General features: G+C 61.1%; 29 protein-coding genes and 1 pseudogene. 20 read left to right on the plus strand and 10 right to left on the minus strand.

The features are described from left to right. Positions 1 to 38: 38 nt before the first annotated feature. From lolD to IEX75_RS24045, 9 genes are all read right to left on the minus strand, one after another. Entirely contained in the window at positions 39 to 725 is a 687-nt protein-coding gene (gene lolD, locus IEX75_RS01430) for a lipoprotein-releasing ABC transporter ATP-binding protein LolD (RefSeq protein ID WP_229720588.1), read from the minus strand. A 4-nt stretch (positions 726 to 729) separates the two neighbouring features. Beyond that, entirely contained in the window at positions 730 to 1,974 is a 1,245-nt protein-coding gene (locus IEX75_RS01435) for a lipoprotein-releasing ABC transporter permease subunit (RefSeq protein ID WP_188792482.1), read from the minus strand. Between the two features lie 97 nt (positions 1,975 to 2,071). Continuing rightward, positions 2,072 to 2,503 carry a YgfX family protein gene (locus IEX75_RS01440; protein WP_188792483.1) on the minus strand — a complete coding sequence of 144 codons (432 nt, stop codon included), beginning with the start codon at positions 2,501 to 2,503 and terminating at the stop codon, positions 2,072 to 2,074. Next, positions 2,475 to 2,723: an FAD assembly factor SdhE gene (locus tag IEX75_RS01445; RefSeq protein WP_188792484.1), complete on the minus strand. Its 249-nt coding sequence runs from the start codon at positions 2,721 to 2,723 to the stop codon at positions 2,475 to 2,477. Before IEX75_RS01445 ends, IEX75_RS01440 begins: the two co-directional genes overlap by 29 nt. Positions 2,724 to 2,813: 90 nt before the next feature. Then, a complete protein-coding gene (locus IEX75_RS01450; protein WP_188792485.1) occupies positions 2,814 to 3,596 on the minus strand; it encodes a succinate dehydrogenase iron-sulfur subunit in 783 nt (260 codons plus the stop codon). Positions 3,597 to 3,620: 24 nt separating this feature from the next. Then, the gene (sdhA, locus tag IEX75_RS01455) at positions 3,621 to 5,408 is read right to left on the minus strand and encodes a succinate dehydrogenase flavoprotein subunit (protein WP_188792486.1); all 1,788 of its coding nucleotides are present in this window, start codon (positions 5,406 to 5,408) and stop codon (positions 3,621 to 3,623) included. 5 nt (positions 5,409 to 5,413) lie between these two features. Continuing rightward, positions 5,414 to 5,809, minus strand: coding sequence for a succinate dehydrogenase, hydrophobic membrane anchor protein (sdhD, locus tag IEX75_RS01460; RefSeq protein ID WP_188792487.1), 396 nt, complete (start codon positions 5,807 to 5,809; stop codon positions 5,414 to 5,416). Further along, positions 5,806 to 6,201 carry a succinate dehydrogenase, cytochrome b556 subunit gene (gene sdhC / locus IEX75_RS01465; RefSeq protein ID WP_188792488.1) on the minus strand — a complete coding sequence of 132 codons (396 nt, stop codon included), beginning with the start codon at positions 6,199 to 6,201 and terminating at the stop codon, positions 5,806 to 5,808. The genes sdhD and sdhC overlap by 4 nt, the downstream gene beginning before the upstream one ends. A gap of 100 nt (positions 6,202 to 6,301) precedes the next feature. Next, positions 6,302 to 6,469, minus strand: a complete 168-nt coding sequence (locus IEX75_RS24045) for a DUF1674 domain-containing protein (protein ID WP_229720589.1) — start codon at positions 6,467 to 6,469, stop codon at positions 6,302 to 6,304. 138 nt (positions 6,470 to 6,607) lie between these two features. On the opposite strand from IEX75_RS24045, the gene ygfZ reads away from it, so the two are divergent. After that, entirely contained in the window at positions 6,608 to 7,423 is an 816-nt protein-coding gene (gene ygfZ / locus IEX75_RS01475) for a CAF17-like 4Fe-4S cluster assembly/insertion protein YgfZ (protein ID WP_188792489.1), read from the plus strand. A 443-nt stretch (positions 7,424 to 7,866) separates the two neighbouring features. Next, the gene (locus tag IEX75_RS01480) at positions 7,867 to 8,301 is read left to right on the plus strand and encodes a cell wall hydrolase (protein ID WP_188792490.1); all 435 of its coding nucleotides are present in this window, start codon (positions 7,867 to 7,869) and stop codon (positions 8,299 to 8,301) included. A gap of 83 nt (positions 8,302 to 8,384) precedes the next feature. On the opposite strand, the gene IEX75_RS01485 is transcribed toward IEX75_RS01480, so the two are convergent. Beyond that, a complete protein-coding gene (locus IEX75_RS01485; RefSeq protein ID WP_188792491.1) occupies positions 8,385 to 8,855 on the minus strand; it encodes an outer membrane lipoprotein in 471 nt (156 codons plus the stop codon). Between the two features lie 144 nt (positions 8,856 to 8,999). Between IEX75_RS01485 and IEX75_RS01490 the strand changes: the two genes are divergently transcribed. The 18 genes and pseudogenes from IEX75_RS01490 (at position 9,000) to IEX75_RS01570 (ending at position 25,182) form a co-directional block, all read left to right on the plus strand. After that, a complete protein-coding gene (locus tag IEX75_RS01490) occupies positions 9,000 to 9,767 on the plus strand; it encodes a TatD family hydrolase (protein ID WP_188794279.1) in 768 nt (255 codons plus the stop codon). Between the two features lie 210 nt (positions 9,768 to 9,977). Then, positions 9,978 to 10,475 carry a MarR family winged helix-turn-helix transcriptional regulator gene (locus IEX75_RS01495; protein ID WP_188792492.1) on the plus strand — a complete coding sequence of 166 codons (498 nt, stop codon included), beginning with the start codon at positions 9,978 to 9,980 and terminating at the stop codon, positions 10,473 to 10,475. Continuing rightward, the gene (locus tag IEX75_RS01500; protein ID WP_188792493.1) at positions 10,472 to 12,007 is read left to right on the plus strand and encodes an efflux transporter outer membrane subunit; all 1,536 of its coding nucleotides are present in this window, start codon (positions 10,472 to 10,474) and stop codon (positions 12,005 to 12,007) included. Before IEX75_RS01495 ends, IEX75_RS01500 begins: the two co-directional genes overlap by 4 nt. Before the next feature lie 2 nt (positions 12,008 to 12,009). Next, a complete protein-coding gene (locus tag IEX75_RS01505; RefSeq protein ID WP_188792494.1) occupies positions 12,010 to 13,215 on the plus strand; it encodes an HlyD/EmrA/EmrK family protein in 1,206 nt (401 codons plus the stop codon). 21 nt (positions 13,216 to 13,236) lie between these two features. Next, a complete protein-coding gene (locus IEX75_RS01510) occupies positions 13,237 to 14,790 on the plus strand; it encodes a DHA2 family efflux MFS transporter permease subunit (RefSeq protein WP_188792495.1) in 1,554 nt (517 codons plus the stop codon). 76 nt (positions 14,791 to 14,866) lie between these two features. After that, positions 14,867 to 15,367: a polyhydroxyalkanoate synthesis repressor PhaR gene (gene phaR / locus IEX75_RS01515; RefSeq protein WP_188792496.1), complete on the plus strand. Its 501-nt coding sequence runs from the start codon at positions 14,867 to 14,869 to the stop codon at positions 15,365 to 15,367. Between the two features lie 75 nt (positions 15,368 to 15,442). Then, positions 15,443 to 16,204, plus strand: a complete 762-nt coding sequence (gene phbB / locus IEX75_RS01520; protein ID WP_188792497.1) for an acetoacetyl-CoA reductase — start codon at positions 15,443 to 15,445, stop codon at positions 16,202 to 16,204. A gap of 392 nt (positions 16,205 to 16,596) precedes the next feature. Then, positions 16,597 to 17,955: pseudogene (locus IEX75_RS01525) on the plus strand (FAD-dependent oxidoreductase); the annotation flags it as partial. Between the two features lie 84 nt (positions 17,956 to 18,039). Next, the gene (locus IEX75_RS24395; protein ID WP_425490524.1) at positions 18,040 to 18,393 is read left to right on the plus strand and encodes a DUF3293 domain-containing protein; all 354 of its coding nucleotides are present in this window, start codon (positions 18,040 to 18,042) and stop codon (positions 18,391 to 18,393) included. Between the two features lie 21 nt (positions 18,394 to 18,414). After that, positions 18,415 to 19,041 carry a cytochrome c biogenesis heme-transporting ATPase CcmA gene (gene ccmA / locus IEX75_RS01530; protein ID WP_423373156.1) on the plus strand — a complete coding sequence of 209 codons (627 nt, stop codon included), beginning with the start codon at positions 18,415 to 18,417 and terminating at the stop codon, positions 19,039 to 19,041. Continuing rightward, the gene (gene ccmB, locus IEX75_RS01535) at positions 19,034 to 19,729 is read left to right on the plus strand and encodes a heme exporter protein CcmB (protein ID WP_188792500.1); all 696 of its coding nucleotides are present in this window, start codon (positions 19,034 to 19,036) and stop codon (positions 19,727 to 19,729) included. The genes ccmA and ccmB overlap by 8 nt, the downstream gene beginning before the upstream one ends. A 2-nt stretch (positions 19,730 to 19,731) precedes the next feature. Further along, positions 19,732 to 20,490: a heme ABC transporter permease gene (locus tag IEX75_RS01540; RefSeq protein WP_188792501.1), complete on the plus strand. Its 759-nt coding sequence runs from the start codon at positions 19,732 to 19,734 to the stop codon at positions 20,488 to 20,490. Positions 20,491 to 20,501: 11 nt separating this feature from the next. Continuing rightward, positions 20,502 to 20,699 (plus strand): heme exporter protein CcmD, encoded by a 198-nt coding sequence (gene ccmD / locus IEX75_RS01545; protein ID WP_188794280.1) that lies wholly within the window; start codon positions 20,502 to 20,504, stop codon positions 20,697 to 20,699. A gap of 8 nt (positions 20,700 to 20,707) precedes the next feature. Continuing rightward, positions 20,708 to 21,178, plus strand: coding sequence for a cytochrome c maturation protein CcmE (ccmE, locus tag IEX75_RS01550; protein ID WP_188792502.1), 471 nt, complete (start codon positions 20,708 to 20,710; stop codon positions 21,176 to 21,178). Further along, the gene (locus tag IEX75_RS01555; RefSeq protein WP_188792503.1) at positions 21,175 to 23,148 is read left to right on the plus strand and encodes a heme lyase CcmF/NrfE family subunit; all 1,974 of its coding nucleotides are present in this window, start codon (positions 21,175 to 21,177) and stop codon (positions 23,146 to 23,148) included. The genes ccmE and IEX75_RS01555 overlap by 4 nt, the downstream gene beginning before the upstream one ends. Then, positions 23,145 to 23,687: a DsbE family thiol:disulfide interchange protein gene (locus IEX75_RS01560; RefSeq protein ID WP_188792504.1), complete on the plus strand. Its 543-nt coding sequence runs from the start codon at positions 23,145 to 23,147 to the stop codon at positions 23,685 to 23,687. Before IEX75_RS01555 ends, IEX75_RS01560 begins: the two co-directional genes overlap by 4 nt. After that, positions 23,687 to 24,136: a cytochrome c-type biogenesis protein gene (locus tag IEX75_RS01565; protein ID WP_188792505.1), complete on the plus strand. Its 450-nt coding sequence runs from the start codon at positions 23,687 to 23,689 to the stop codon at positions 24,134 to 24,136. Before IEX75_RS01560 ends, IEX75_RS01565 begins: the two co-directional genes overlap by 1 nt. After that, entirely contained in the window at positions 24,133 to 25,182 is a 1,050-nt protein-coding gene (locus IEX75_RS01570) for a tetratricopeptide repeat protein (protein ID WP_188792506.1), read from the plus strand. Before IEX75_RS01565 ends, IEX75_RS01570 begins: the two co-directional genes overlap by 4 nt. Positions 25,183 to 25,218: the final 36 nt, after the last annotated feature.

Below are 25,218 nucleotides of genomic sequence, written 5' to 3' on the forward strand. Positions count from 1 at the left end.
TGGCAATGTTGGGGTTTGCACCCCAACCTACGATTGCTTTACGCCTTGTCGCGCAACTCGCCGTTATGCAATTCCAGCGTGCGGTCCATCCGCGCAGCCAGGCGACTATCGTGGGTGACGAGGATGAAGCTGGTGCCGATCTCGCGATTCAATTCCAACATCAGCGCATACACCTGCGCGGCATTGTCTTCATCGAGATTACCGGTAGGCTCATCGCCCAACACGCAGGAGGGGCGCGTCACCAGTGCACGCGCCACGGCACAGCGCTGACGCTCACCGCCGGAAAGTTCGGCCGGCTTGTGCTCCAGACGCTTGCCCAGTCCCACGCGTTCCAACAGGGCCTTGGCCTGCTTCTGCGCTTCGGGAATACCGGTGCCGCGGATCATCAGCGGCATGCATACGTTTTCCAACGCGGTGAATTCGGGCAACAAGTGATGAAACTGATAGATGAAGCCCATCGAACGGTTGCGCACACGCCCGCGTTCGGCGTCAGACAGCTTGGAAAGCACCTGACCTTCCACTTCCACCTCACCGTTGGTGAGCGTATCCAGGCCGCCGATGATGTGCAGCAGCGTGCTTTTACCGGAACCCGAAGCACCGACGATGGCCAGCGTTTCGCGCCGCTTGAGGGCAAAGCTGACGTCGGACAGCACCGGCGTGCGCAGATCGCCCTCCTCATAGGTTTTGGCAACGTGGCTGGCGCGCAGAACGATATCGTTGGTCATGGGATTACTCATAGCGCAGTGCCTGGGCCGGTTGCGTACGCGAGGCGCGCCATGCGGGATACAGCGTGGCAAGCAGAGAGAACAGGAAGGTGACCAGCGACACCCAGATCACGTCGTGCCAGTCGAGTTTGCTAGGCACTTCGCTGATGTAATAAACGTCCGGCGAAAGGAAGGTCACGCCCGTGACGTGTTCGATCCATTTGGCAATGGTGGGCAACTGCCATGAAAGCAGCGAACCCAGCCCCACGCCGAAACCGATACCGACAAACCCCACCAGCACGCCCTGCACCATGAACATGCCCATGATGCTGCGTGGTGTCGAACCCAAGGTCCGCAGGATGGCAATGTCCGCCTGCTTGTCGGTCACCAGCATCATCAACATCGAAATCAGGTTGATCACCGCCACCAGGATGATCAGCGAGAGGATGATGAACATCACCTTCTTCTCCATCGAGATGGCGGTGAAGAAGTTGGCGTGGCTGTCCATCCAGGTAGTCACCATGTAGACCTGGCCCAGCGAATCGGCCAACTGGCGTGCTACAGGTTGTGCGTTGTACAGATCATCCAGCTTCAGGCGAATGCCGGTCGGGCCATCGATGCTTTTCAGCTGTTCTGCGTTGTGGAGGTTGATCAGGCCGAGGCCGGAATCGAACTCCTCCATGCCCATCTCGAAAATACCGCTTACGGTGAAGCCACGGATGCGCGGTACCGCGCCCAATGGCGTCGCACGCAGCTCCGGTACCACCATGGTGACCTTGTCGCCCACGTTTAAACCAAGCTGCAAGGCGAGATCCTTACCGAGGACGATATTCCAGTCATCCGACTTAAGCGAATCGAACGAACCGGCAATCATGTGCTTGTTGATATCCGACACATCCGGTTCTTTTGCGGTATCAATGCCGCGCACGATCGCGCCGCTGGAGCGCTGTCCTTGCAGGAAGGACTGAATCTCTACATAAGGCGCGGCGCCACGCACGTGCGGGTTGGCTTTTACTTGCTGCAAGGCGTACTGCCAGTTCTGCACCGGCTCGCCCGGCAGGCCGGACACCGTGGCATCGGAAATCGCACCGAGAATGCGTGAACGAAGCTGGGAATCGAAACCGTTCATCACCGACATCACCGTGATCAAGGCCATCACGCTGATGGTGATGCACACAATGGACACGGTGGAGATGAATGAAATGAACTGGTTGCGCCGCTTGGCGCGGACGTAGCGCAGGCCGATGAAAAGCTCGAGCGGTCGGAACATGGAGGCTTCGCTTGTGGGATATGGGCGGCGGGCCGTAGGAATCCGTGAGACCGCGCCGCGCGCGCAGAGTGCCCGAAGCGGGGCAATGCGGCAACCGTCAGGCCGGTTCCTCGGTGGCTTTCCGCATCACGGCTAGTCGCATTCGCAGACGTCGCCGGATGTCCGAATCGGTGTTGTCGGGCATCAGCCAGAGCGTGAGCTTGCCGTAGCGGCTACTGGTCAATCGAAGCAGCACCAACTGGCGGACGATTCGGAACGACACCAGCGTGGCCACATCATCCCCGCCATCCAGCCCTCGCAAGGTCCAACCGCTTTGGTCGGCCCAGCCTACCGCGTAAATCGGCAATGACAGGCGGCGGATGGCGTGCACACACCCCGCAACCGACGCCAACATCAGCACCAAGCGAGCAAGCAACGGTAGGCCCGATACGACTGTGGCCAGTAGCGCCAGACCCGTGACACCTGCGAACAGACGCGGCACCCAGCGCGAAGGCCGGTATTCAAAGCCGATGGCGGGCGCGGATGTCATCGATGATCGCCTGCCAATCAGCGCGTGACGGTTTGGCGTGGCCCATGACCCAGTCCCACAGGTCCGGGTCTTGCACGTCGAGCAGTTCGTCGAAAGCTTGTTGCAGGGCTGCGTCGGCAGTAGGAAACGAGGTTTCCAGCCAGCCGCCGAATAGGGCGTCCAGTTCGCGCGTGCCGCGGCGGGTGCGCCAGCGCAGGCGTTTTAGGCGGGCTTCGTCCATCTACCCTCATCCATTAGGAGTTGAGGCATACCCTCAAACTTCCGTGCCGTCATTCCCGCGAAAGCGGGAATGACGGCACGGGGATACCCATCAAGTTGACCGCCGCTCGACCAGCAACTTCTTGATCTCCGCAATCGCCTTGGCCGGATTCAATCCTTTCGGGCACGTGCGCGCGCAGTTCATGATGGTGTGGCAGCGATACAGCTTGAACGGATCTTCCAGATCATCCAGACGGGCGCCGGTGTCTTCGTCGCGCGAGTCAACGATCCAGCGGTAGGCCTGCAGGAGGATCGCTGGGCCCAGGTAACGGTCGCCGTTCCACCAGTAGCTCGGGCAGCTGGTCGAGCAGCAAGCACACAGAATGCACTCATACAGGCCGTCGAGCTTCTTGCGATCTTCCGGCGATTGCAGGCGCTCACGATCCGGCGCCGCACTCTGCGTACGCAGCCACGGACGGATCGAGGCGAACTGAGCGTAGAAGTGCGTGAGATCCGGTACCAGATCCTTCACCACCGGCATATGCGGCAGCGGGTAGATCTTCACATCACCCGACGCGCACTCTTCGATGGACCGGGTGCAGGCCAGCGTATTGGTGCCATCGATGTTCATCGCGCAGGAACCGCAAATGCCTTCACGGCAGGAGCGGCGCAGCGTGAGCGTGGGATCGATCTCGTTCTTGATCTTCAGCAGTGCGTCCAGAACCATCGGGCCGCACGCGGCCAGATCGACCTCATACGTGTCGATACGCGGGTTCTGGCCATCGTCCGGCGACCAGCGATAAATGCGGAACGTCCGCGGTTTCTTCGCGTCCTTCGCCGGATAGTGCTTGCCCGGCTGGATTTTCGAATTCTTGGGTAGCGTGAACTCGGCCACGATTGCCTCTCCAGTCGGTAATGCTTAATAGACGCGCTTCTTCGGCGGCACAACCTCGACCTCACCGGTCAAGGTGTACATGTGCACCGGGCGGAAATCGAAGCTGACCTTGCCATCGTTATCGACGCTGGCCATGGTGTGCTTCTGCCAGTTGTGATCGTCGCGGTCAGGGAAGTCCTCATGCGCATGCGCACCGCGGCTTTCGTGACGCTGTTCGGCCGAATACATCGTGGCGACCGCCTGGCCCAGCAGGTTGGACAGTTCCAGCGTTTCGATCAGGTCCGAGTTCCACACCATCGAACGATCGCTGACGCGCACGTCCTGGAACGAGTCGTATACCTGTGAAATTTTCTTGCAGCCCGCCTGCAGCGATTCGCTGGTGCGGAACACCGCGGCGTCATCCTGCATGGTGCGCTGCATGTTGGCGCGAATCTTCGCAGTCGGCGTGCCGCCATTGGCGTGGCGTAGGCCGTCAAAGCGCGATAGCGCCTTGTCCAATGCACTGGATGGCAGATCCTTGTGAGCCTGGCCCGGCTTGACGATTTCAGCGCAGCGATGCGACACGGCGCGGCCGAACACCACCAGGTCGAGCAGCGAGTTGGAGCCGAGACGGTTGGCGCCATGCACCGATACACACGCAGCCTCGCCGATGGCGAACAGGCCCGGCACCACGGCGTCGACGTTGTCGCCCTTCTTCTGCACGACTTCGCCGTGATAGTTGGTCGGGATGCCGCCCATGTTGTAGTGCACGGTCGGCAACACCGGAATCGGCTCCTTGGTGACATCCACGCCCGCAAAGATGCGCGCGGATTCGGCGATGCCCGGCAGGCGCTCGTGGATCACTTCCGGACCGAGGTGCATCAGGTTCAGATGCACGTGATCCTTGTGTTCGCCTACGCCACGCCCCTCGCGGATCTCCATGGTCATCGCGCGGCTGACTACGTCGCGCGAGGCGAGATCCTTGGCGCTCGGTGCATAGCGTTCCATGAAACGCTCGCCCTTGGCGTTGGTGAGGTAACCACCTTCGCCACGCACGCCTTCGGTGATCAGGCAGCCGGCGCCGTAGATGCCGGTGGGATGGAACTGCACAAACTCCATATCCTGCAGCGCGAGACCGGAACGCAGCACCATGCCGCCGCCGTCGCCCGTGCAGGTATGCGCGGAAGTGGCGCTGAAGTAAGCGCGACCGTAACCGCCTGTTGCCAACACGACGGACTGGCCACGGAACAGGTGCAAGGCGCCCTCATTCATGTCGAGCGCCAACACACCGCGGCACACGCCCTCGTCGTCGAAGATCAGGTCGATGGCGAAGTATTCGATGAAGAAGGTAGCGTCATGCGCCAGCGCCTGCTGGTACAGCGTGTGCAGGATCGCGTGACCCGTGCGGTCAGCCGCGGCGCAAGTGCGCTGTGCAGTGCCCTTGCCGTAGTGCGTGGTCATGCCGCCGAAGGGGCGCTGGTAGATACGGCCGTCGTCGGTGCGCGAGAACGGCACGCCATAGTGTTCCAGCTCCAGGATCGAAGGAATGGCCTCGCGGCACATGTATTCGATGGCGTCCTGATCACCCAGCCAATCCGACCCTTTGATGGTGTCGTAGAAGTGGAAGCGCCAGTCGTCCTCGCCCATGTTGCCGAGGGCGGCAGCGATACCACCCTGCGCTGCGACCGTATGCGAACGGGTCGGGAATACCTTGGTAATGCACGCGGCCTTCAGGCCCTTTTCGGCCAGACCGAACGTGGCGCGCAGGCCGGCGCCGCCGGCACCCACCACGATCACGTCATATTTGTGCTGCTGAACTTTGTAGGCTTCCATCGACCTCAGGCTCCCAGTGCGATGCGCAGCACGGCCAGCGTGCCGCCCAGCACGCTCAACACGGCGATAAACTTGATGGCCACCATCAGGAAAATTTCCTTCCAGCGGGTATGTACGTAGTCTTCGATGACTACCTGCAGCCCGAGCACGGCGTGCCAGAACATAGTGATAAGGAAGGCAATCAACAGCACCGCGTTCCACGGCCTGGCGACCACAGCGCGCATGGTTGCGTAATCGCTGTGCAAGTGACCCAGCACCAGCACCACAAACCACAGCCCCAACACCACCAGGCCAGTGGCGGTGGTGCGCTGGGTCCACCAGTGGCTCACGCCGAACTGAGCCGAACCCAGGCCACGTGCCCGCTTTAAGGGATGCCGCAAATCTTTCGCGTTCGCACTCATGCAGCACCTCCGGCGGACAGCGCGTAGCCAACAACAATAAGCGTGAGCAGCAAGCTGACGATCACCGATGCCCAGCTGGATCGCACGAACTGGACGATGGCGTAGCCCGCGCCCGCATCCTGCACCAGGTGACGGATGCCGTTGCATAGGTGATAGAAGAACGACCAGGTCCAGCCAATCAGCAGGATGATGCCGATCGGGCTGCCCATGCAGATCTTGAACTGGTTAAAGGCGTCCTCGCCGGCAGCCAGGGCGCCCAGCCACCATACGAAGATCAAGGCCCCCACCGAAAGGGCAATGCCGGTGGCGCGATGCAGGATGGAGGTCACCATCTGCACTTGCCACTTATATATCTGTAGATGCGGTGAAAGCGGTCGTTGCGTCTCTGCCATGGCGGCTATCCTGGGGTGGAATCGCTAATGCCCGCGCACTACCCCCGCTCCGCTCACCGGTGCCTCGCGCCAACACCGTGGCGCAAACGGCGCAACAGTGTCAGAAGTCGATGCAGCGCCCGTTCTTTTCCCAATCGCCGTAGCGCGTGGGATCCGGCGCCGGCCGCTCGTTCTGTTCCTTGCCCGGCACGGGCGAAACGGGCGTTGCTGCCCGCTCTTTCTCGGCGGGTTCGTTCGGCGTTGCGGGTTTGGAGGACGTGTCGGGCATGTTCGTATCGGTAAAAGCGTAATACTTGCGGCATAGCGGCACAACCAGTTGACGCCAAGCGCCTGGCGTTGCAGGCAGGCAAGATGAGCGCTGCCGTGCCTCTTGTATCAAGCCCCTGCCACCCCCACCCCATCGCGCATGCCAACATCTCATACCGCCCACGCCATTTTCATCGAAGGTCCGGACGCCATCGCCTTCGCACACACCCAGTTCACCAGCCAAGTCACAGCGCTGGCAAACCAGCGCTGGCAGTTCAGCAGTTGGCTCGACGCACAAGGGCGCGTGCGCAATCTGTTTCATCTTGCACGTATCGGTGATGACCGATTGCTGGTGATTTTGCGCGGCGGTGATGCAACGAGTTTTGTTGAAAACTTGCGTCGCTTCGTATTCCGCTCACGCGTCAAACTTTCTGCAGTGGAAGGATTGCTCTCAGGCGATGCCGCTACGACATTGCACGAAGTCGAAACACACGATGATGTCATTCGTCTTGGATGCGGAACGCATACCATGCAGTTCAGTACAAACTTGCAGAACAGCAACAACCATAACGTTGCGTGGCAACTGCAGCAGCTGCGCGACGGCTGGGCGTGGCTTCCAAACAGCGCATTGAACGAATTGCTTCCGCCTGCTCTATCGCTGCATCGTCTTGGTGCTGTCGCACTCGACAAAGGTTGTTATCCAGGACAGGAAATTGTTGCGCGCTTGCACTATCGCGGTGGAAACAAACGGCATCTGCATCATGTTGCGTTATCGAAATACACAGAAGATGGTGCGTTGCTCGAACGCGAGAATCGTGAGTTCATGCGCTTACTCCATGTCATCGCACACGAAGAGCACATAGAAGCATTAGCTGTCATGACTGACGAAACAGCAGAGCAATTCGGACAACACGATAAACATTTCGTCAGCGACGAAGGCATTGACATACAATTGCTAACTACTTGGCCAGCTTGACGTTTACATCATGTTTGCCATGTCATGATGGTGAGCGGATTGTGAATCTTGCCGCGCTAGCACTTGCAAAGACGGGCGCGCCCCACTAGATTCCGCCAAACTTTTCTCAGCACCCACCAGCCCACAGGGTGCTGACATACGCGACGAACCGGAGGGGTCCGGATCGGCGCGACCCGGCAAGAAGAATGCCGGAGTACAACTCGCCGTATGCGCGAACACGCTGCACTCAACCTACTTAGTGCACGCAGCGTTGAGCCAAAAGCTTTCCCGGTCGGCATCGGACATGTCGATCGATTTCACCGCATCACAGCGGTTAACACTCGTTTGCGCCTCGGGTTTCGACGCAAGCGATACATCCAGGTGGAACGGCCTGCCCGCCCGTCCACCGCAACGGCGTTATGGCGCGTATGTGCGCCCGTACGTACAGCAAGCTGGAGGCAGATATGAAACTTTCCATGTTGTTGTGGTTGATGTCCGTACTGCCCCAACCGCTCGCAGACCAGACTTGTCTGGCGACCACCGTCTATCTGGAAGCACGTAGCCAGTCGACGGTCGGCCAGATGGCCGTGGCGGAAGTCGCCATGCGTCGACGCGAACGCGGCCAGTGGGGCGGTACGGTGTGCGATGTGGTCAAGGCGCCGCATCAATTCGCGTTATCAACCACGTCGCCCAATCAAGACATCGACAACGTCGTTGCGTTCCAGAAAGCCTGGGATATCGCCGGCAAGTCGATTCTAAACTGGGGCCTTCCCGTCGACGAACGCCGTTTCTTCGTGCCGCACGCGGACCACTTCGCCACGGCTTCGGTGGCACCGAACTGGTCACGCAATCAGCGCGCCGTCACCATCGGCGATCACAAGTTCTATTCCATAAACTAATTGGCACGCAAAAGCATAAAAAAGGCCCTCAAAAGAGGGCCCTTTCCTTTCTGGACGTCTAGACGTCCGTTTTAAAATGCTTGTCAGCGCGGATAAACCTGATTGTTGCTGATTACGACATAGTCGCCAGGGCGCACCCCAGGATTGGGAACCTGCGTCACCGTCGCGTACTGACCATTGTCCATGCGCACCACGATCTGCCACGCTGGTGTCGTACCGGCAGGCTGGCTGTTCGCCTGGCCAACCTTGTTACCCACCACGCCGCCAACGACGGCACCACCCACGATAGCTGCCGTATTGCCGCGTCCGTGGCCGATGGTGCTACCCAGCAGGCCGCCAGCCACTGCGCCGATCACTGTGCCCAGGCCGCTGTTATTGCTGCCCTGTTGCTGGATGTAGATCTGCTGCACCTGCTGCACGACACCGCAGTTCTGGCAACCGTGGTAGCCGTAGCTCGTCTGATAGGTCGTTGGCTGCGTCTGGCAGCCCGACAAAGCCGCAATGGCGATCAGCACCGCTGCCACCGCACCGAATTTGAACGATTTGCTTTCCACAACGACCTCCTGTTTATGTTGATGTGCGCAAGCGCGCCGCCCGGCGAGACTTGATGTGGCGCATTGAAGCGCCAATACGCTGAATGACGGCTAGACCAATTCATGCCTATCAGAACAGCCTCAAGATAACGCATCATGACAGCCATGCTTACGCTTGCCGACAGCCACGTACACCTGGATGACGTCTCGTTCGATAACGACCGCGACGCCGTCATCGAGCGTGCCCGGAAAGCTGGTGTAACACTGCAAGTCATCCCGGGCGTCGATGCCGCCAGCTGGCCGCGCATCCAAGCATTATGCACCGCCGGCAGCGGGCTTTTTCCTGCCTATGGCATGCACCCGATGTTCATGGACCAGCATCGACCGGAACATCTCACGACGCTGTCGCATTGGCTTGCGACACAACGCCCCGTTGCCGTGGGGGAAATCGGCCTTGATTTTCACGTCGAGGGCCTGGACGCAGAGGACCAGCGCCATTACTTCCTGCAGCAGCTAAATCTGGCGCGCCAATTCGATCTTCCCGTCATTCTCCACGCGCGCGCGGCCATGGATGAAGTGGCTGCCACCCTGCGCCGCGTCGGCGGCCTGCGTGGTGTCGTGCACAGCTTTGCCGGCAGTCAGCAACAGGCGGAACAGCTATGGAAGCTTGGCTTCCACATCGGCATCGGCGGCCCGGTGACTTACGAACGTGCGCAACGCTTGCGGCGCATCGTCGCCAACATGCCCATCGAATATCTATTGCTGGAAAGCGATGCGCCGGATCAACCGTTATCGACGCACCGTGGCGAGCGCAATGAGCCAGCGCGCGTCGCTGAGGTTTTGCGGTGCGTCGCCGGCTTGCGCGATGAAGCATCTGAAACGGTCGCTGCCGCAACGACCGCGAACGTAAAGCGGCTCTTCGCCATCGCCTGACCCAACGCGAATCGTCAGCCCGGCGAACGCTGGAGCCGAGCGCCCTGCTTCGCAAACAAAGTCACTGAGCCCCGGCACTCCCACCTCCTCCAATAGTTGGCAGGAGATTGGCCGCCAGCACTTGCCAAGCGGCCGCCTTACGCTCCATCATTTTATTTCACCAGTGAAATATGCACCGATGAAATGTTTCTGAGCGACAAAATCAAGTGCATGGACGAGGGGATCGCAGGGGTACGCAAGGCCATTCCCGAAGTGCCGGCGGACGTCGGGCTATGCCGGATCATGCTGCTTATCGCCGAGCGCCTGCAGGCGGAACTCGAACACAAGCTGCGGCCACACAAGCTCAATGACAGCGAATTCCGCACGCTGATTGCGCTATTTGCACACCCAAATGGCACGTCCACGCCGGGCGAGGTGTGCCTATTCACCTCGTTGGGGGTCACCAACATGACACGCATTGCGAATGCGCTGGTGAAACGCGGACTTATCACGCGCGGCCCCAGCGCAGAGGATCGCCGTCGCGTGGTCATGCAGATCACGCCAGCCGGCAAGCGCTTCGTGCAAAAGATGCTGCCGAGCATGCTGCCGCGCCTGAAGCTGCTCTTCGACGGCTTCACCCACAACGAGCGCAGCACCTTGAACCGCCTGCTGCGCAAGCTGGCGCACAACCTCAGCAAACTTGAACACACAGCGGGTGATTCGCCATGAACGCTGCATCCTTTCCGTACGCGCGGCTTCGTCCACTTGCGCTGATTGCCGTGCTGAGTCTTGCCGGTTGTTACATTCCGGCCAAAGTGCAACATCCTGCGCTGCGCGATGATGTGCCGTTAGCCGGCTTGCCTACGAAAGCAAACGCGGACTGGCCCGCCGCCGAATGGTGGCACGTATACAACGATCCGCAACTGGACCAGGTGATGGCGCTGGTCATGAAGCAGTCGCCTGATCTGGAGCAGGCGCGCACGCGTGTGAAAACCGCCGAGCAATCGGTACGCGTGGCCGCAGCACAGGCCGGCCTAAGCATCGATGCCAACGGCCAGCTCACGCGCCAGCGCATGAGTGACCATGGGTTGATTCCTCCTTCCCTGCTCGGCTTCAACTGGTACAACCAGGCGGACCTGAGCGTGCAGCTCGAATACGATTTCGATTGGTGGGGCAAGAAGCGCTCGGCGATCGAATCGGCGCTCGATCAGGCACACGCTGCCGAAGCGGAACGCAGCGCTGCGATGCTCACCATTCAGAACGCGGTGGCGGATGCGTATTTTGGCTTGCTGGCCGATGAAAACCGCCTTGCACTTACCCAGCAGGCCGTCGGTGTGCAACAGCACCTGCTGCACATCGCCGAACTGCGCGTACGACAAGGCGTGGATCTGCCCGATACCGCGCAACAAGTGCGCTCGCAGCTCGCCAGTACGGAGCAGATGCAGGCCACGCTGGAAGGCTCGATCCAACTGCGCAAAGTGGTGCTCGCCGCATTGGTGAACGTGTCGCCAGCCCAATTGCCGCCGCTGGAACCCCGTGCATTGCCCGAGCTCGAAGGCGCGATTCCCGATGATGCGCACCTGGACTTGATCGCCCGCCGCCCCGACATTGCCGCCAGCCGCTGGCGTGTGGAAGCCGCCCTCAAGCAGATCGATGTAGCACGCGCCGAATATTTCCCCGACTTCAGCATCAAAGCGATGGCGGGTCTTTCCAGCACGGATCAGGGTGCCCCGAGCTTTGGCGGCCTTTCAACCGGCAGCAAGGGTGACCTGGGCAACCTGTTCATGGCCGGCAGCCGCGTGTTCGGCATCACGCCAGCTGTGCATCTACCCATCTTCGAAGGCGGTCGCCTGAAAGCCAACTACGGCTCCAGCCGCGCACAACTCGATGCCGCCATCGCGGATTACAACGTGACCGTGACAGACGCCGCGCGCGACGTCGCCACCCAAGCCGTTACCGCACAGCAGATTGCTGCGCGCCGCGAAAAGCAGGACGCGCAAATCAAGGCCAATGAGGCGTTGCTCGCCAACGCACAGGCACGTACCGCGCGCGGCACCCAGGATGCACGCCAAAGCCTCAACGCCGAAGCACAGCTGCTGCAACAGCGCGATCAGGCCATCAGCCTGCAAGCCCAGGCGATCAGTACCGATCTATCGCTGATCAAGGCGCTAGGCGGCGGCTATCGCTCCGACATGGATAACAAGACAGCGCAATCCCCCGCTGCTCCCTCCCCCACTTCGAATCCCGCAGGAGCCCCCTGACCATGAGCGCCTCCGAGTCCGCCCTCTCCAACGACGCCAATGACAGCGGCCTGGCCGCGAAAAATCCTGCAAAGCGTAGCCGCGCACTGCTGATTGTCGGTGCGATTTTCGTGCTCGCAGCGCTCACCTGGCTCCTGCTGTGGTTCTTCGTGTTTTCCACACGCGAGAGCACGGACAATGCTTATGTCGGCGGCAATCAGGTTGCACTTTCCTCGCAGGTGCCCGGCACCGTTATTGCCATCCTCACCGATGACACACAGCACGTCACCGCCGGACAGGTGCTGGTGAAGCTGGACCCCACCGACGCGGACGTGCGCCTGCGCCAGACCAGCAGTGCCCTGGCGCAAGCAGTGCGGCAGGTTCGCCAGCAGAACGACTCCGTCAACGAAGCCGATGCCACGGTGGCTGCGCGCGAAGTCGATCTGCGCAAGGCCGAAGCTGATTTGAAACGTCATCTACCCTTGGTTGCCGCCCAAGCCGAATCGCCGGAAATTGTGCAGCACATGCGCGACAGCGTGGCGCAAGCGCAAGCCGCACTGAATGCTGCAAAGGCGCAGGCACAATCCGCACGCGCGGCTGTGGAAGGCACCGATATCGCCAACAATCCGGCAGTGATGCAGGCACGCGCGAACTTCCGTGCCGCCTGGATCGCCGCGCAGCGCAACATCATCGTTGCGCCGGTCAGCGGTTACGTCGCACAACGCAGCGTGCAACTTGGCGCAAGCATCTCGCCCGGCCAACAGTTGATGACTATCGTGCCGCTGCATGATCTGTGGATCGATGCGAACTTCAAGGAAAACCAATTGCGCCATATCCGCATCGGTCAGCCGGTGAAGATCACGACGGATACCTACGGCAGCGGCGTGGAGTTCCATGGCAAGGTGATCGGGTTGGGGGCAGGCACCGGCAGCGTGTTCTCGCTGCTGCCGGCACAAAACGCCACCGGCAACTGGATCAAGGTCGTACAGCGTGTGCCGGTACGCATCGCGCTCAACAACGATGAACTGGACAAGCATCCACTTCGCGTCGGCCTTTCCACCGATGTGACCGTCGACATCAGCAACGATCAAGGTCCGGTGCTGGCTTCTGCGTCAACACAGCCGCCTGCGCAGACCTCGGTGTATGACCAGGTAGCTGCGCAAGCCGATACGGAAGCGGAGAAGATTATCCGCGCCAATCTCGGCGTCTCCGCCGATACGTCGAACTGACGCCTGTCTAGCGAGCCCACCATGGCTGCCACACCCGAAAACGCCACGCCGCTGAAACCGCTGCATGGCACGCCGCTGGTTCTGCTGACCATCGCCGTTGCGTTCAGCACCTTCATGGAGGTGCTGGACATGACCATCGTGAACGTCTCGGTGCCGCACATTGCCGGCAGCCTCGCGGTGAGTCCGAATGAAGGCACCTGGGCGATCAGCTCGTACTCGCTGGCCAGCGCCATCATGCAGCCGCTTACCGGCTGGGTCGCGCGACGTTTCGGTGAGGTGCGTACCTTCGTCATGTCAGTGATGCTGTTCGTGCTTTTTTCGATGTTCTGCGGCCTGTCCACCACCATGCCGATGCTGGTGTTCGGCCGCCTGATGCAAGGCGCCGGCTCAGGCCCGATGGTGGCGCTCTCGCTCACCTTGCTGCTGTCCAGCTATCCGAAGGAAAAACAGGGCATCGCGTTGGCGATGTGGGCGATGACGGTGGTGATCGCGCCGATCTTCGGTCCAATCCTCGGCGGCTGGATTACCGACAACTTCTCCTGGCCGTGGATTTTCTACATCAACCTGCCGGTAGGCATTCTGGCCGCCATCATCACCTGGACGTTGCTGCACAAGCGCGAGACCAAAACGGTAAAAGCACCGATCGACATCGTGGGCCTGATACTGCTGGTAGCGGGCGTAGGCTGCTTGCAGTTCATGCTGGACAACGGCAACGACCATGACTGGTTCGCCTCGCCGCTGATCCTCGCGCTAGGTCTGATCGCAGTGGTTTGCCTTACCTTTCTGGTGGTGTGGGAAATCCATGCCAAGCATCCGGTGATCGACCTGTCGCTGTTCAAGGAACGCAACTTCACCGTGGGTGTGATCAGCCTGTCGCTCGGCATGTTTGCCTTCTTCGGCATCAACGTGGTGTTTCCGCTATGGCTGCAAACCACGTTGAACTACACCGCTACCTGGGCGGGCCTCGCGGCAGCACCGGTGGGTGTGCTGGCATTCCTGCTCTCGCCAATCGTTGGGCGCAACATGCACAAGATCGACCTGCGTTTACTGGTGAGCGTGGCGTTCATCGTGTTCGCGGCGACTTCGTACTGGTTTTCCACTTTCGATAGCGCTGCGTCTTTCGGCACGCTGGTGGTGCCACGCTTCGTGATGGGGGTGGCCATTCCCTGCTTCTTTATCCCGCTCAACCAGATCTACCTCTCCGGTCTGCCCGCTTCGGAGATCGCCAGTGCGTCGGGGCTATCCAATTTCTTCCGTACGCTGGGCTCCAGCGTGTCCACTGCAGTGATGGTGACGCTGTGGCAGCACCGGGCCATTTCCCATCACGCCAACCTTACTGAGTACGTTAATTCGGCTCAGCCGGGTGCTGCGCAATATCTCCAGCAGCTTTCGCACTTGGGCTTCGGTGCGACACAACGCACCGCTTATATCGATCAAATTATCAACCGGGAGGGCTATACCCTGGCGGTTAACGACATTTTCTACGGTTGCGCCATTCTGTTCATCGTATTGCTGCCCGTCCTCTGGTTCGCCCGCCCGCCGTTCGGTAGCGCGGGTGGCGCTGCGGGGCACTGATTGCTGCACCCGGTCGTGCAGCATAAAAAGTGAACACCGACTGGTGCGACGCAATACCTTCTGCTAGTTTGTGTGCATGGCACAAACTATCCGCATTATCAAGAAGTACCCGAACCGTCGGCTCTACGACACGGAAATCTCCAGCTACATCACGCTGGAAGAAGTCCGTCAGCTGGTTCTGGATGGCGAAACCTTCGAGGTCCGCGACGCTAAAAGCGGCGAGGACCTGACCCGCTCCGTGCTGCTGCAAATTATTTCCGAGCACGAAGAGAAGGGTCAGCCGATGCTGTCGCCCCAGCTCTTGAGTCAGATCATCCGCTTCTACGGCGATTCCCTGCAGGGATTCATGGGGCCGTACCTGGAACGCAGTCTGCAAGTGTTCCTCGACCAGCAGCAGCAGTTCCGCAACCAGCTCAACAGCCTGATGGGGCAAACCCCCTGGTCGCTGCTCAACGAGCTGACGGAACGCAACATGGATGCGTGGAAGAACATGCAGCGCGGTTTCCTGGATGCTGCTTCACAGGCCACGACCCCTCCGGGTCCGGCCGGCCGCGGCACCACCACCAAGAAACCCTGATCGCGCTGCTCGGGCACGCCAAACCGCTGCAGCACAACACGTGCTGCCGCGCGGCATGTGCTTAAGGAATCTGTCATGAGCTCGTCACACTCTGCCCCGCGCACCGCTTTGGTGACCGGCGGCATCGGCGGCATCGGCACTGAAATCTGCCTGCAGCTGGCGCAAGCTGGGCGCGCCGTGATCGCCGTAGATCTGGCCACCCGCAGCGATCGCATCGAGGCCTTTCGTGAACACACCTCGGCCTTGAATGGCGCCATCCGCTTCGAACCCTGCGACGTCAGCGATTTCAAAGCCTGTGGCTCACTGGTCGAACACGTCGAGCGCAACATCGGTCACGTCGACATCCTGGTGAACGCTGCCGGCATTACGCGCGATACCAGCTTGCGCAAGATGGACCCGCAGCATTGGCATGAACTGATGCGCGTGAACCTCGACGGCGTATTCAATACCTGTCGGCACGTGGTCGAAGGCATGACCTCGCGCGGTTTCGGCCGCATCGTCAATCTGAGTTCGGTGAATGGCCAGACCGGCCAATTCGGGCAAACCAATTACTCCGCCGCCAAGGCCGGCGTGCATGGCTTCAGCATGGCACTGGCCCGCGAAACAGCGCGCAAGGGTGTCACGGTAAACACCGTTTCGCCCGGCTATTGCGATACGCCCATGGTGGCCACGGTACCGCAGGAGATTCGCGAACAGATCGTGTCCGATATTCCGGTGGGGCGGCTTGGTACGCCTGCCGATATTGCGCGCGCCGTGGTGTTTCTTACGGCGGATGATGCCGGCTATATCACTGGTGCAAATTTGCCCGTGAATGGCGGCTATTTCATGAGTTTCTAGCGTCGTAGGTTGGGGTGCAAACCCTGAGCTATCCCCACGTTATTCTGCTTGATGATCTGAACAAAATCAGCAAGCTAGCCAATATCTATTAAATGACCGAGCCGTCATTCCGGCGAAGGCCGGAATCCATGCTTCGCATTCACCATGGATTCCGGCCTTCGCCGGAATGACGCCGAGGTAAAAATGCTAAGTATTGGCAGCGAAAAAGTCCATTCTTGAACAGCTCGAAAAACGTGGGGATATATCAGGGTGCAAACCCCAACGTTGCTCTCCTGATCAACATGGCGATGTTGGGGTTTGGTTTGCACCCCAACCTACGAACTGCGAGCCCCACCCTTGCAGTAAACGCCCAGTTGCGGAACATTGTTGCGTTCCCACTAATGGCACGCAGCATGACGCAACAAACCATCACCCTGATCGGCGGCGGCTTGGTAGGCGCCCTGCTCGCGCAGTTGCTGGCCAAGCGCGGGTTCGCCGTCAAAGTCTTCGAAAAACGCCCAGATCCTCGCCGCGAGGGTTTCGTCGGCGGACGCTCGATCAACCTCGCGCTGGCCGAGCGCGGCTTGCAGGCGTTACGTACCGCCGGTCTTGCCGATGACGTATTGCAACGCGCGGTGATGATGCGCGGCCGCATGGTGCATCCCCTCCAAGGTGTGTCAGGTCTGCAACGTTATGGCGTGGACGACAGCGAAGTGATCTGGTCGGTCTCGCGCGGCGGGCTCAACATGCTGCTGCTTGATGCCGCGGAAGCAGCGGGCGTCACGTTCCATTTTGGTCAAGGTCTGGCTGCTGCCGATCTCGACACGCAACGCATCACCCTGGTCGACGAAACCGGCACGCAGCGCCAGCATGAAGCAGCCGTATTGGTCGGAGCCGACGGCGCCGGCTCCGCACTGCGCGCCGCCATGAATGACTACATGCCGCTCGGCCAGCGCGTCGAGCCCTTGGGCCACGGCTACAAGGAACTGGAAATTCCGCCCGCCACCGGTGCAAGCCACTTTGCAGTCGAACCACACGCCCTGCATATCTGGCCGCGCGGCGGCTACATGTGCATCGCGCTGCCGAACACCGAAGGCAGCTTCACCGTCACGCTGTTCCTGCCTGCGCATGGCCCGCATCCCAGTTTCGATACTTTGCCCGATGCCGCCGCAGCCAGTGAATTCTTCCGTCAGGATTTCTCCGACCTGTTGCCGCTGATCCCGAACTTTGCCGAGGATTACGACCAGCATCCGGTCGGCAGCCTGTCCACGCTTTATCTGGATCGCTGGCATATCGACGGCCGCGCCTTGCTGATCGGCGATGCGGCGCACGCCATCGTGCCGTTCCACGGTCAAGGCATGAATTGCGGTTTCGAGGATACGGTTGTGCTCGCCAATCTGCTGGCCGAAGCCGGCCGCGATACGGCCAACGCCTTCAGCGAATTCCAGCGTATCCGCAAGCCGAATGCCGATGCCATCGCCGCGATGGCGCTGGAGAACTACATCGAGATGCGCGACTCGGTCGCCGATCCACGCTACCTAGCCAAGCGGGAACTCGGCGCGCGGCTAGCCGAACGCGCACCGCACTACTTTATGGCGCGCTACCGCATGGTCACCTTCACCCACCTGCCGTATGCCTACGCTTACGACCGCGGGCGCGCACAGGACGTACTGCTCGATCAACTGCTGCGTGATTCTTCAGATGTGGAAAACGTGCCGTTGGACGCCGCCGTGAGCGCGCTGCGCGCCACCCTGCCCCCGCTGCCACCGTTGCGTCTGGATAGCGGGTTGATCGCCGCCTATCGCAGCACAGACTATCGCGTGCGCCTGGCGAAGGGTGGTTTTACGTCCATCCGCGTGGATGCGCCGGTACCCGATGCCTTGCGCGCGTTAATCGGATCGCACAGCTGGGCCTTCATCACGGCATGGCACCCTTTTTCGCAGACGCAGCCACGCGATCAAAACCATGTTGCGCAACAAGCCCTGCTCGCAGCCTTGCGAAAATTACCGTCTACGGCAGCCATTTACCCCGCTATCGGCGTGGGCCAGGACTGGCGCGAACCCAGCTTTTTCGTCGTGGGTCCAGCGCTGGCACAGACCGATGCACTGGCGCAGCAATTCCATCAGAACGCCTACGTCCATGGTCTGGCCGAAGGCCACGCACGCCTGCGCCTGACCAGCGGCGAGCCGCCGCGTGGACAAGCCGGATAAGTCATCCCCACAATGCCGGCGATGACTTCCCATGCCCCTTTACTCGAAGCCCGCGCCCTCGCCTTCCACCGCCAGGAAGAACCCGTGTTCGGCCCGCTGGATTTCCACCTGGACGCCGGCGAGCTGATGCTGATCGAAGGCGACAACGGCAGCGGCAAGACCACCTTGATGCGCGTCCTCACCGGTTTGCTGCGCGCGGAGGAAGGCGAGCTGCTATGGCGCGGTGAGCCGCTCACCTGGGATCGCTGCAGTGGCGAGGTTGTGTTTCTCGGCCATCAGCTCGGCCTGAAAGCGGAACTGAGCGCACGCGAGAACCTGGCATTCACCATCGGTCTGCACGGCCATCGCAACCAGAGTGGCATCGATGGCGCACTCACACAGGTTGGATTGACCGGATACGAGGATGAACCCGTACGCAAACTTTCCGCCGGCCAGAAAAAGCGCGTGGCGCTGGCGCGTTTGCTGCTGATTCCCGCCGCGCTATGGCTGCTGGACGAACCCTACGCCAACCTGGACCGCGCCGGCATCGAGCTGGTGGACGCACTGCTGGAGGCGCATATCGCGCACGGTGGTGCGGCGCTGGTCACCAGCCATGGCGCCGTGCAGTTTCATGGCGGCGAGCCGCAGCGGATTCGGCTGCATGCTTGATACGCAACGTCCCGGTCTCACTCACGCCTGTGTGGCGGTGTTGCGCCGTGACCTCACGCTGGCTTGGCGCCAGCGCGGCGATATGGTGCTGCCCGTGCTGTATGCGCTGATCGTCACATCGCTGTTTCCGTTTGCGCTCGGCCCGGAAAGCGCATTGCTGAAACGCATCGCCGGTGGCGTGGTGCTGGTGACGGTATTGCTGGCCATGCTGCTGGCGCTGGATGCGATGTTCCGCAGCGACATCGAAGATGGTTCACTGGAACAGCTAATGCTGGCGCCGCAACCGCTGGCGCTCATGCTGGGCATGAAAATCCTCGCACACTGGCTGGCCACGGCCCTCCCGCTGATCGTGGTAGCGCCGATGCTTGCCGGCATGCTGCATCTGCCCGCCGCGGTGATGCCCGTGCTGATGGCAGCACTGCTGCTCGCCACGCCACTGCTGAGCCTGCTGGGTGGCATCCTGGTGGCGCTGACGGCCGGCACGCGACGCTCTGGTATGCTGCTGGCCTTGATGCTGCTGCCGCTCTGCGTGCCGGTGGTGATCTTCGCCGCCGGGGCACTGGCAGCCGCCCAGGAAGGGCTGCCGTGGATCGCCCCCGTTGCATGGCTGGGCGCAGCGCTCGTCCTGGCCGTGGTGCTCGCCCCTCTGGCTTGCGCGGCCGCTCTCCGCATAGCGCTGGATTCGTAGCAATGGCCAACTGGATCCCTCTGTGGTTGCACAAGCTCAGCTCGCCACCGGTGTTCTACCGCTTCGCCGGCACGCTGCGGCCATGGGCTATCGCACTTGCACTGGTGCTCGGCCTCGTCGCGCTGTACGGCGGCCTGGTGCTGGCGCCGCCGGATTATCAACAGGGCGATGACTACCGCATCATCTTCATCCACGTGCCCTGCGCCTGGATGGGCCTGTTCATCTATGGCGTGATGGGAGTTGCCGCATTCATTGCGCTGGTTTGGCGCATCAAGCTGGCCGAAGTGGTGGCGATGGCTTCCGCACCGATCGGCGCTGCGTTCACCTTCATCACCCTGGTTACCGGTTCCTTGTGGGGCATCCGCATGTGGGGCACGTGGTGGACCTGGGATGCACGGCTCACGTCCGAACTGGTGCTGCTGTTTCTGTACCTAGGTGTGATCGCGCTGTACCACTCGTTCGAGGATCGCCGCCAGGGTGCTCGCACCGCGGCATTCCTGGCGCTGATCGGTGTTGTCAATCTGCCCATCGTGCATTTCTCGGTGGTCTGGTGGAACACCTTGCACCAGGGCTCCACCATCAAGTTGCTTGGCCCATCCACCATTGCACCATCCATGGTGTGGCCGCTGCTGACGATGGTGGTTGCCACCAAGTTGTATTACGTCGCCAGCCTGTGCAGCCGGGTGCGTGCAGATCTGCTGTCGCTGGAAGCCGGCAAGGATTGGGTGCGGCAGATTGCCGAGAACGAGGTGCGCGGATGAACGCTGCATCATTGCCATCGTTTCTGGCCATGGGCGGCTATGCGATCTATGTATGGCCTGCCTATGGTGTGTTTTTCATCGTGCTGCTGATCGATTGGCTCGCGCCGCAGTTGCGCCGTCGCCGGCTGTTGCGCGAATTGCGTGCGCGCATGGCGCGGCAAGATGCGCGTAAAGAGCGCGCGAGTCGACCTTCTGCAGCTTCAACTTAAGCGTATCCATGAACCCCACGCGTCAACGCCGCCTGACCATCGTCCTCGCCATCCTCGCTGCCGTGATCGTGGCGGCGGCGCTGGTGGTGTACGCGCTGCAGCAGAACATGAATTACCTGTTTACGCCGAGCCAGGTGCAGGCGGGTGAAGCGACGTCCTACAAAACCTTCCGCCTCGGCGGCATGGTCAAGGCCGATTCGATTCAGCGCAGCAACGATTCGCTGAAGGTCACCTTCACCGTCGTCGATGCAGGTGGTGCGATGCCTGTGGAATACACCGGCATCCTGCCCGACCTGTTCCGCGAGAACCAATCGGTGATCGCGACCGGCCATATGGATGGCGCCCGCTTCATCGCTACCGAAGTACTGGCCAAACATGACGAAACCTACATGCCGAAAGAGCTGAAGGATGCGATGGCCAAGGCCCATGCCGGCAAGCACATCGACGAAGCCGCCAATCAGGACAAGCAACAGCTATGACGCCCGAACTCGGCCAGCTTGCACTCATTCTTGCGTTGTTTCTCGCGCTGGCGCAAAGCGTGCTGCCATTGATCGGCGCATGGCGCGGCAATCGAGCATTGATGGCAGTGGCGCGTCCGGCCGCCACCGGGCAGGCCGTATTTGTAGCGCTGGCGTTCGCGATTCTTGTATCGGCGTTCCTGCGCTTCGATTTTTCGGTGCAGTACGTGGCTGACAATTCGAACCTGCAACTGCCCTGGTATTACCGCATCGCAGCGGTGTGGGGCGCGCACGAAGGTTCGATGCTGCTGTGGGTGCTGATTCTCAACGTGTGGACCGTGGCGCTTACGCTATTCAGTCGTCGTCTGCCGGATGCGTTTCTGGCACGTGTGCTCAGTGTGCTTGGCATCATCTCGACCGGGTTTCTGTGCTTCATCCTGTTCACATCGAATCCGTTCGCACGTTTGCTGCCGATGCCACCGGATGGCGCGGACCTCAATCCGGTCCTGCAAGACCCGGGCATGACCTTCCACCCACCCGTGCTGTACATGGGTTATGTCGGTTTCTCGGTAGCGTTTGCGTTTTCCATTGCTGCCTTGCTCGGCGGCTCCATGCAACAGAGCTGGGTACGCTGGGCGCGGCCGTGGACGAATGCAGCATGGGGATTTCTTTCCTGCGGCATCGTCGCCGGCAGTTGGTGGGCGTATGCGGAACTGGGCTGGGGCGGTTGGTGGTTCTGGGATCCGGTAGAAAACGCCAGTTTCATGCCGTGGCTGGTGGGCGTAGCGCTGATCCATGCGCAGGCCGTCACGGAGAAGCGCGGCTCGCTGCGCGCGTGGACGATTTTGCTATCGCTGTTCGCATTCTCGCTGTCGCTGCTGGGCACGTTCCTGGTGCGCTCGGGCATTCTTACTTCGGTGCATGCGTTTGCATCCGATCCGCGCCGTGGCACTTTCATTCTTTGTTTCCTCGCCGTCGTGGTCGGCGGTTCTTTGCTGCTGTATGCACTGCGCGCACCAAAGGTGGCCGGCGGCAAAGCGTTTGCACTGGTCTCGCGCGAAAGCGCGATCCTGGTCGGCAACCTCATGTTCACCGTGGCCGCGGCCATGGTGATGCTCGGCACGCTGTTCCCGCTGCTGGGCGATGCGCTGAACCTGGGCAAGATCTCCGTTGGCCCACCCTATTTCGGTTTGCTGTTTCCCTTGCTGATGCTGCCGGTGGTGCTGCTGCTTCCGTTTGGTCCCTATCTGCGTTGGGGTAACAGCGAAGCGCCGATGCTCAAGCAAGTACTGGTGCGCGCGGGCATCGCCGCGGCGGCCTGTGCAGTGATCGCTGCGTTCCTGGTGCAGGGCCAATTGAAGGCGATCGCCGGCGTGGCCAGCGCGGTATGGGTGGGCATGGGCGTGGTGTTGTACGTACTCAAGCGCTGGCGCGACATGCCACGCGGGCGCCGTTATCCTGCCGAGATGGCCGGCATGCTGCTGGCACACTTCGGTGTAGCGATTTTCCTGATCGGCGTGCTGCTATCCGAATCGTTGAGCGTGACGCGCGACGTACGCCTGTCGCCCGGACAAGTCGCCACGGTCGGCGGTTATGAATTTCGCTTTGACGGCGTGACACAAGCCACAGGCCCGAACTGGACCGCACAGCAAGGCGTGGTGACCGTGACGCGCAACGGCGCACCGGTGGCCGTAATGCATCCGCAGAAACGCACCTACGCACATGAGCAGGTGCAGACCACGTCTGCGATCGATCCGGGCGTCACCCGCGACATCTACGTCGCATTGGGCGAGCCGATGGACCCGAATCACGTGGAAGGCGCGTGGGCTCTGCGCTTGTACACCAAGCCGTTCGTGCGCTGGATCTGGGGCGGTGGCCTGTTCATGATGCTGGGCGGTTTCGTCAGCGCAGCCGATCGCCGTTTCCACGTTAAGCGCGAAGCGGAAGCCGCGCAGACTGTCACCGCTGTGCTGCAGGAATCGCAGGCATGAGCCGATTGCTGCCTTTCTTCGCCTTCGTACTGCTGGCGGCGTTGCTAGGTTTCGGCATCTGGTGGAACAGCGCGCACGATCCCACTGCCGTGCCCTCACCATTGATCAACAAACCCGCGCCGGCGTTTGCACTGCCGATGCTGGACCAACCCACCAAGACAGTGAGCAAGGAATCGCTGCTGGGCAAGCCTTACCTGGTGAATGTGTTTGCCAGCTGGTGCTTTGCCTGTGGTGAGGAACATCCGGTGCTGATGGAAGAATCCAAAGGCCTCGGTGTTCCGGTAATCGGTTATGACTACAAGGACGATCCCAACGATGCGAAGTCATGGCTGGCGCAACACGGCAATCCTTACGACATGGTGATCGCGGATACCAGTGGCCATACAGCGATCGATTTCGGCGTGTACGGCGCACCAGAAACGTTTTTGATCGACGCCAAGGGTGTGATCCGCTACAAGCGCATCGGCCCGTTGACGTCGGACGTGATTGCGCAGCAGCTGAAGCCGGCGATCGAGGCCTTGCAGAAGGAGGCGCCGTAATGGCGAAGCTTCTGCGCACTATCGTTCTGCTGATGCTCATCGCCATCACCGGGATCGCAGCAGCCCAAGCCATCGATCCGCTCCCCTTCCGCGACCACGCCGAAGAGCTACGCTTCCAGCACCTCACCAGCGAACTGCGCTGCCTGGTCTGCCAGGACGAAAACCTCGCCGACTCCAACGCCGACTTCGCCCGCGATCTGCGCCACAAAGTGTTCGAGCTGATGCAGCAGGGCAAGAGCGATGCCCAGATCAAGCAATACCTGGTGGATCGCTATTCCGACTTCGTGCTCTACGATCCTCCGGTCAATGGCCGCACCTGGCTGTTGTGGTTCGGCCCGCTGCTGATTCTGATCACCGGCGGCGTGGTCGTTGCCAGCACCATCCGCAAACGCAGCCGGTCCGGCGCATCCGCCGCCTCTGCACCAACCGAGAACGGGGACGATTGGTGAAACCGCTTTTCTACATCGTCGCCGCAGTGATGATCGCTGTGGCGTTGGCCGTGTTGTTGCTGCCGTTGCTGCGACATGGACGGCAAGCTGGTCGTCCGCGCGGTTTGTTCGTATTGATGCTGTGCATGGCACTGGCCGTTCCGATTGGTGCAGCGCTGCTGTATTGGAAGATCGGCACACCTGTCGCGCTGAATGGCGTACCCAGTCAGGCGCAGACCATCACCGACGTCAACAAGGCGCTGGACGAACTGCGCGCGCACCTCGCTGCCCAGCCGAACGACGTGCAAGGCTGGCTGCTGCTGGCGCAGGCCGACATGGAAATGCAGCAGCCCGATCAGGCGCGCGATGCCTACGAGCGGGTACTCAAGCTCAAGCCGGACAACACCACCGCGATGGTCGGCTGGGCACAGGCGGAATCCACCGCAAGCCCAGACCACCACATCAGCGATCGTGGACGCGCGATGTTGGAACGCGCCGTAAAGCTCGAGCCGGACAATCAGCGCGGACTGTGGCTGCTTGGTATCAGCGATTTCCAGCAAGGCCGCTTCGCCGATGCAGCGTCCACCTGGCGTACCTTGCAGCCGATGCTGCAGCCGGGCTCCAACGTGGCCCAGGCGGTCGCGCAGCAGATCGCCATGGCGGATGCGCGTGCCGGTGCACCGGCTGCCTCCTCCAGTGTGGCAGCTCCGGCGTCGTCCGAGACTGCCTTGCACGTGGAGGTGTCTCTGGCCCCGGCGCTCAAAGCCAAACTCACCACTAGCGATACGCTATTCGTCTACGCCCGCGCGGAAAATGGCCCGCCCATGCCGCTCGCCATAGCCCGGCTCGATGCCAGCCAGTTGCCTGCCACCGTCACGCTGACCGATGCCATGAGCATGCTGCCATCAATGAAACTGTCCTCCGTGCCGCGTGTGGTGATTGGCGCACGCATCAGCCATAGCGGCAATGCGACGGCCCAGGCAGGGGATCTGGAAGGTGATGGCGGCACGGTCGAGGTGGATAGCAAGGCGCCGGTGAAGGTGGTCATCGACAAAGTGCACGACTGAGCATCGGCCAGGATTTATGCACTTTTGTGCTGACTG

The organism is Dyella nitratireducens, assembly GCF_014642835.1.
Lineage (GTDB): Bacteria > Pseudomonadota > Gammaproteobacteria > Xanthomonadales > Rhodanobacteraceae > Dyella_B > Dyella_B nitratireducens.

Excerpts from the sequence above, each read along its gene's own strand:
- lolD (WP_229720588.1), bottom strand. The coding sequence starts at position 725 with ATGACCAACGATATCGTTCTGCGCGCCAGCCACGTTGCCAAAACCTAT.
- IEX75_RS01435 (WP_188792482.1), bottom strand. The coding sequence starts at position 1,974 with ATGTTCCGACCGCTCGAGCTTTTCATCGGCCTGCGCTACGTCCGCGCC.
- IEX75_RS01440 (WP_188792483.1), bottom strand. The coding sequence starts at position 2,503 with ATGACATCCGCGCCCGCCATCGGCTTTGAATACCGGCCTTCGCGCTGG.
- IEX75_RS01445 (WP_188792484.1), bottom strand. The coding sequence starts at position 2,723 with ATGGACGAAGCCCGCCTAAAACGCCTGCGCTGGCGCACCCGCCGCGGC.
- sdhA (WP_188792486.1), bottom strand. The coding sequence starts at position 5,408 with ATGGAAGCCTACAAAGTTCAGCAGCACAAATATGACGTGATCGTGGTG.
- sdhD (WP_188792487.1), bottom strand. The coding sequence starts at position 5,809 with ATGAGTGCGAACGCGAAAGATTTGCGGCATCCCTTAAAGCGGGCACGT.
- sdhC (WP_188792488.1), bottom strand. The coding sequence starts at position 6,201 with ATGGCAGAGACGCAACGACCGCTTTCACCGCATCTACAGATATATAAG.
- IEX75_RS24045 (WP_229720589.1), bottom strand. The coding sequence starts at position 6,469 with ATGCCCGACACGTCCTCCAAACCCGCAACGCCGAACGAACCCGCCGAG.
- ygfZ (WP_188792489.1), top strand. The coding sequence starts at position 6,608 with ATGCCAACATCTCATACCGCCCACGCCATTTTCATCGAAGGTCCGGAC.
- IEX75_RS01480 (WP_188792490.1), top strand. The coding sequence starts at position 7,867 with ATGAAACTTTCCATGTTGTTGTGGTTGATGTCCGTACTGCCCCAACCG.
- IEX75_RS01490 (WP_188794279.1), top strand. The coding sequence starts at position 9,000 with ATGCTTACGCTTGCCGACAGCCACGTACACCTGGATGACGTCTCGTTC.
- IEX75_RS01495 (WP_188792492.1), top strand. The coding sequence starts at position 9,978 with ATGGACGAGGGGATCGCAGGGGTACGCAAGGCCATTCCCGAAGTGCCG.
- IEX75_RS01500 (WP_188792493.1), top strand. The coding sequence starts at position 10,472 with ATGAACGCTGCATCCTTTCCGTACGCGCGGCTTCGTCCACTTGCGCTG.
- IEX75_RS01505 (WP_188792494.1), top strand. The coding sequence starts at position 12,010 with ATGAGCGCCTCCGAGTCCGCCCTCTCCAACGACGCCAATGACAGCGGC.
- IEX75_RS01510 (WP_188792495.1), top strand. The coding sequence starts at position 13,237 with ATGGCTGCCACACCCGAAAACGCCACGCCGCTGAAACCGCTGCATGGC.
- phaR (WP_188792496.1), top strand. The coding sequence starts at position 14,867 with ATGGCACAAACTATCCGCATTATCAAGAAGTACCCGAACCGTCGGCTC.
- phbB (WP_188792497.1), top strand. The coding sequence starts at position 15,443 with ATGAGCTCGTCACACTCTGCCCCGCGCACCGCTTTGGTGACCGGCGGC.
- ccmA (WP_423373156.1), top strand. The coding sequence starts at position 18,415 with ATGACTTCCCATGCCCCTTTACTCGAAGCCCGCGCCCTCGCCTTCCAC.
- ccmB (WP_188792500.1), top strand. The coding sequence starts at position 19,034 with ATGCTTGATACGCAACGTCCCGGTCTCACTCACGCCTGTGTGGCGGTG.
- IEX75_RS01540 (WP_188792501.1), top strand. The coding sequence starts at position 19,732 with ATGGCCAACTGGATCCCTCTGTGGTTGCACAAGCTCAGCTCGCCACCG.
- ccmE (WP_188792502.1), top strand. The coding sequence starts at position 20,708 with ATGAACCCCACGCGTCAACGCCGCCTGACCATCGTCCTCGCCATCCTC.
- IEX75_RS01555 (WP_188792503.1), top strand. The coding sequence starts at position 21,175 with ATGACGCCCGAACTCGGCCAGCTTGCACTCATTCTTGCGTTGTTTCTC.
- IEX75_RS01560 (WP_188792504.1), top strand. The coding sequence starts at position 23,145 with ATGAGCCGATTGCTGCCTTTCTTCGCCTTCGTACTGCTGGCGGCGTTG.
- IEX75_RS01565 (WP_188792505.1), top strand. The coding sequence starts at position 23,687 with ATGGCGAAGCTTCTGCGCACTATCGTTCTGCTGATGCTCATCGCCATC.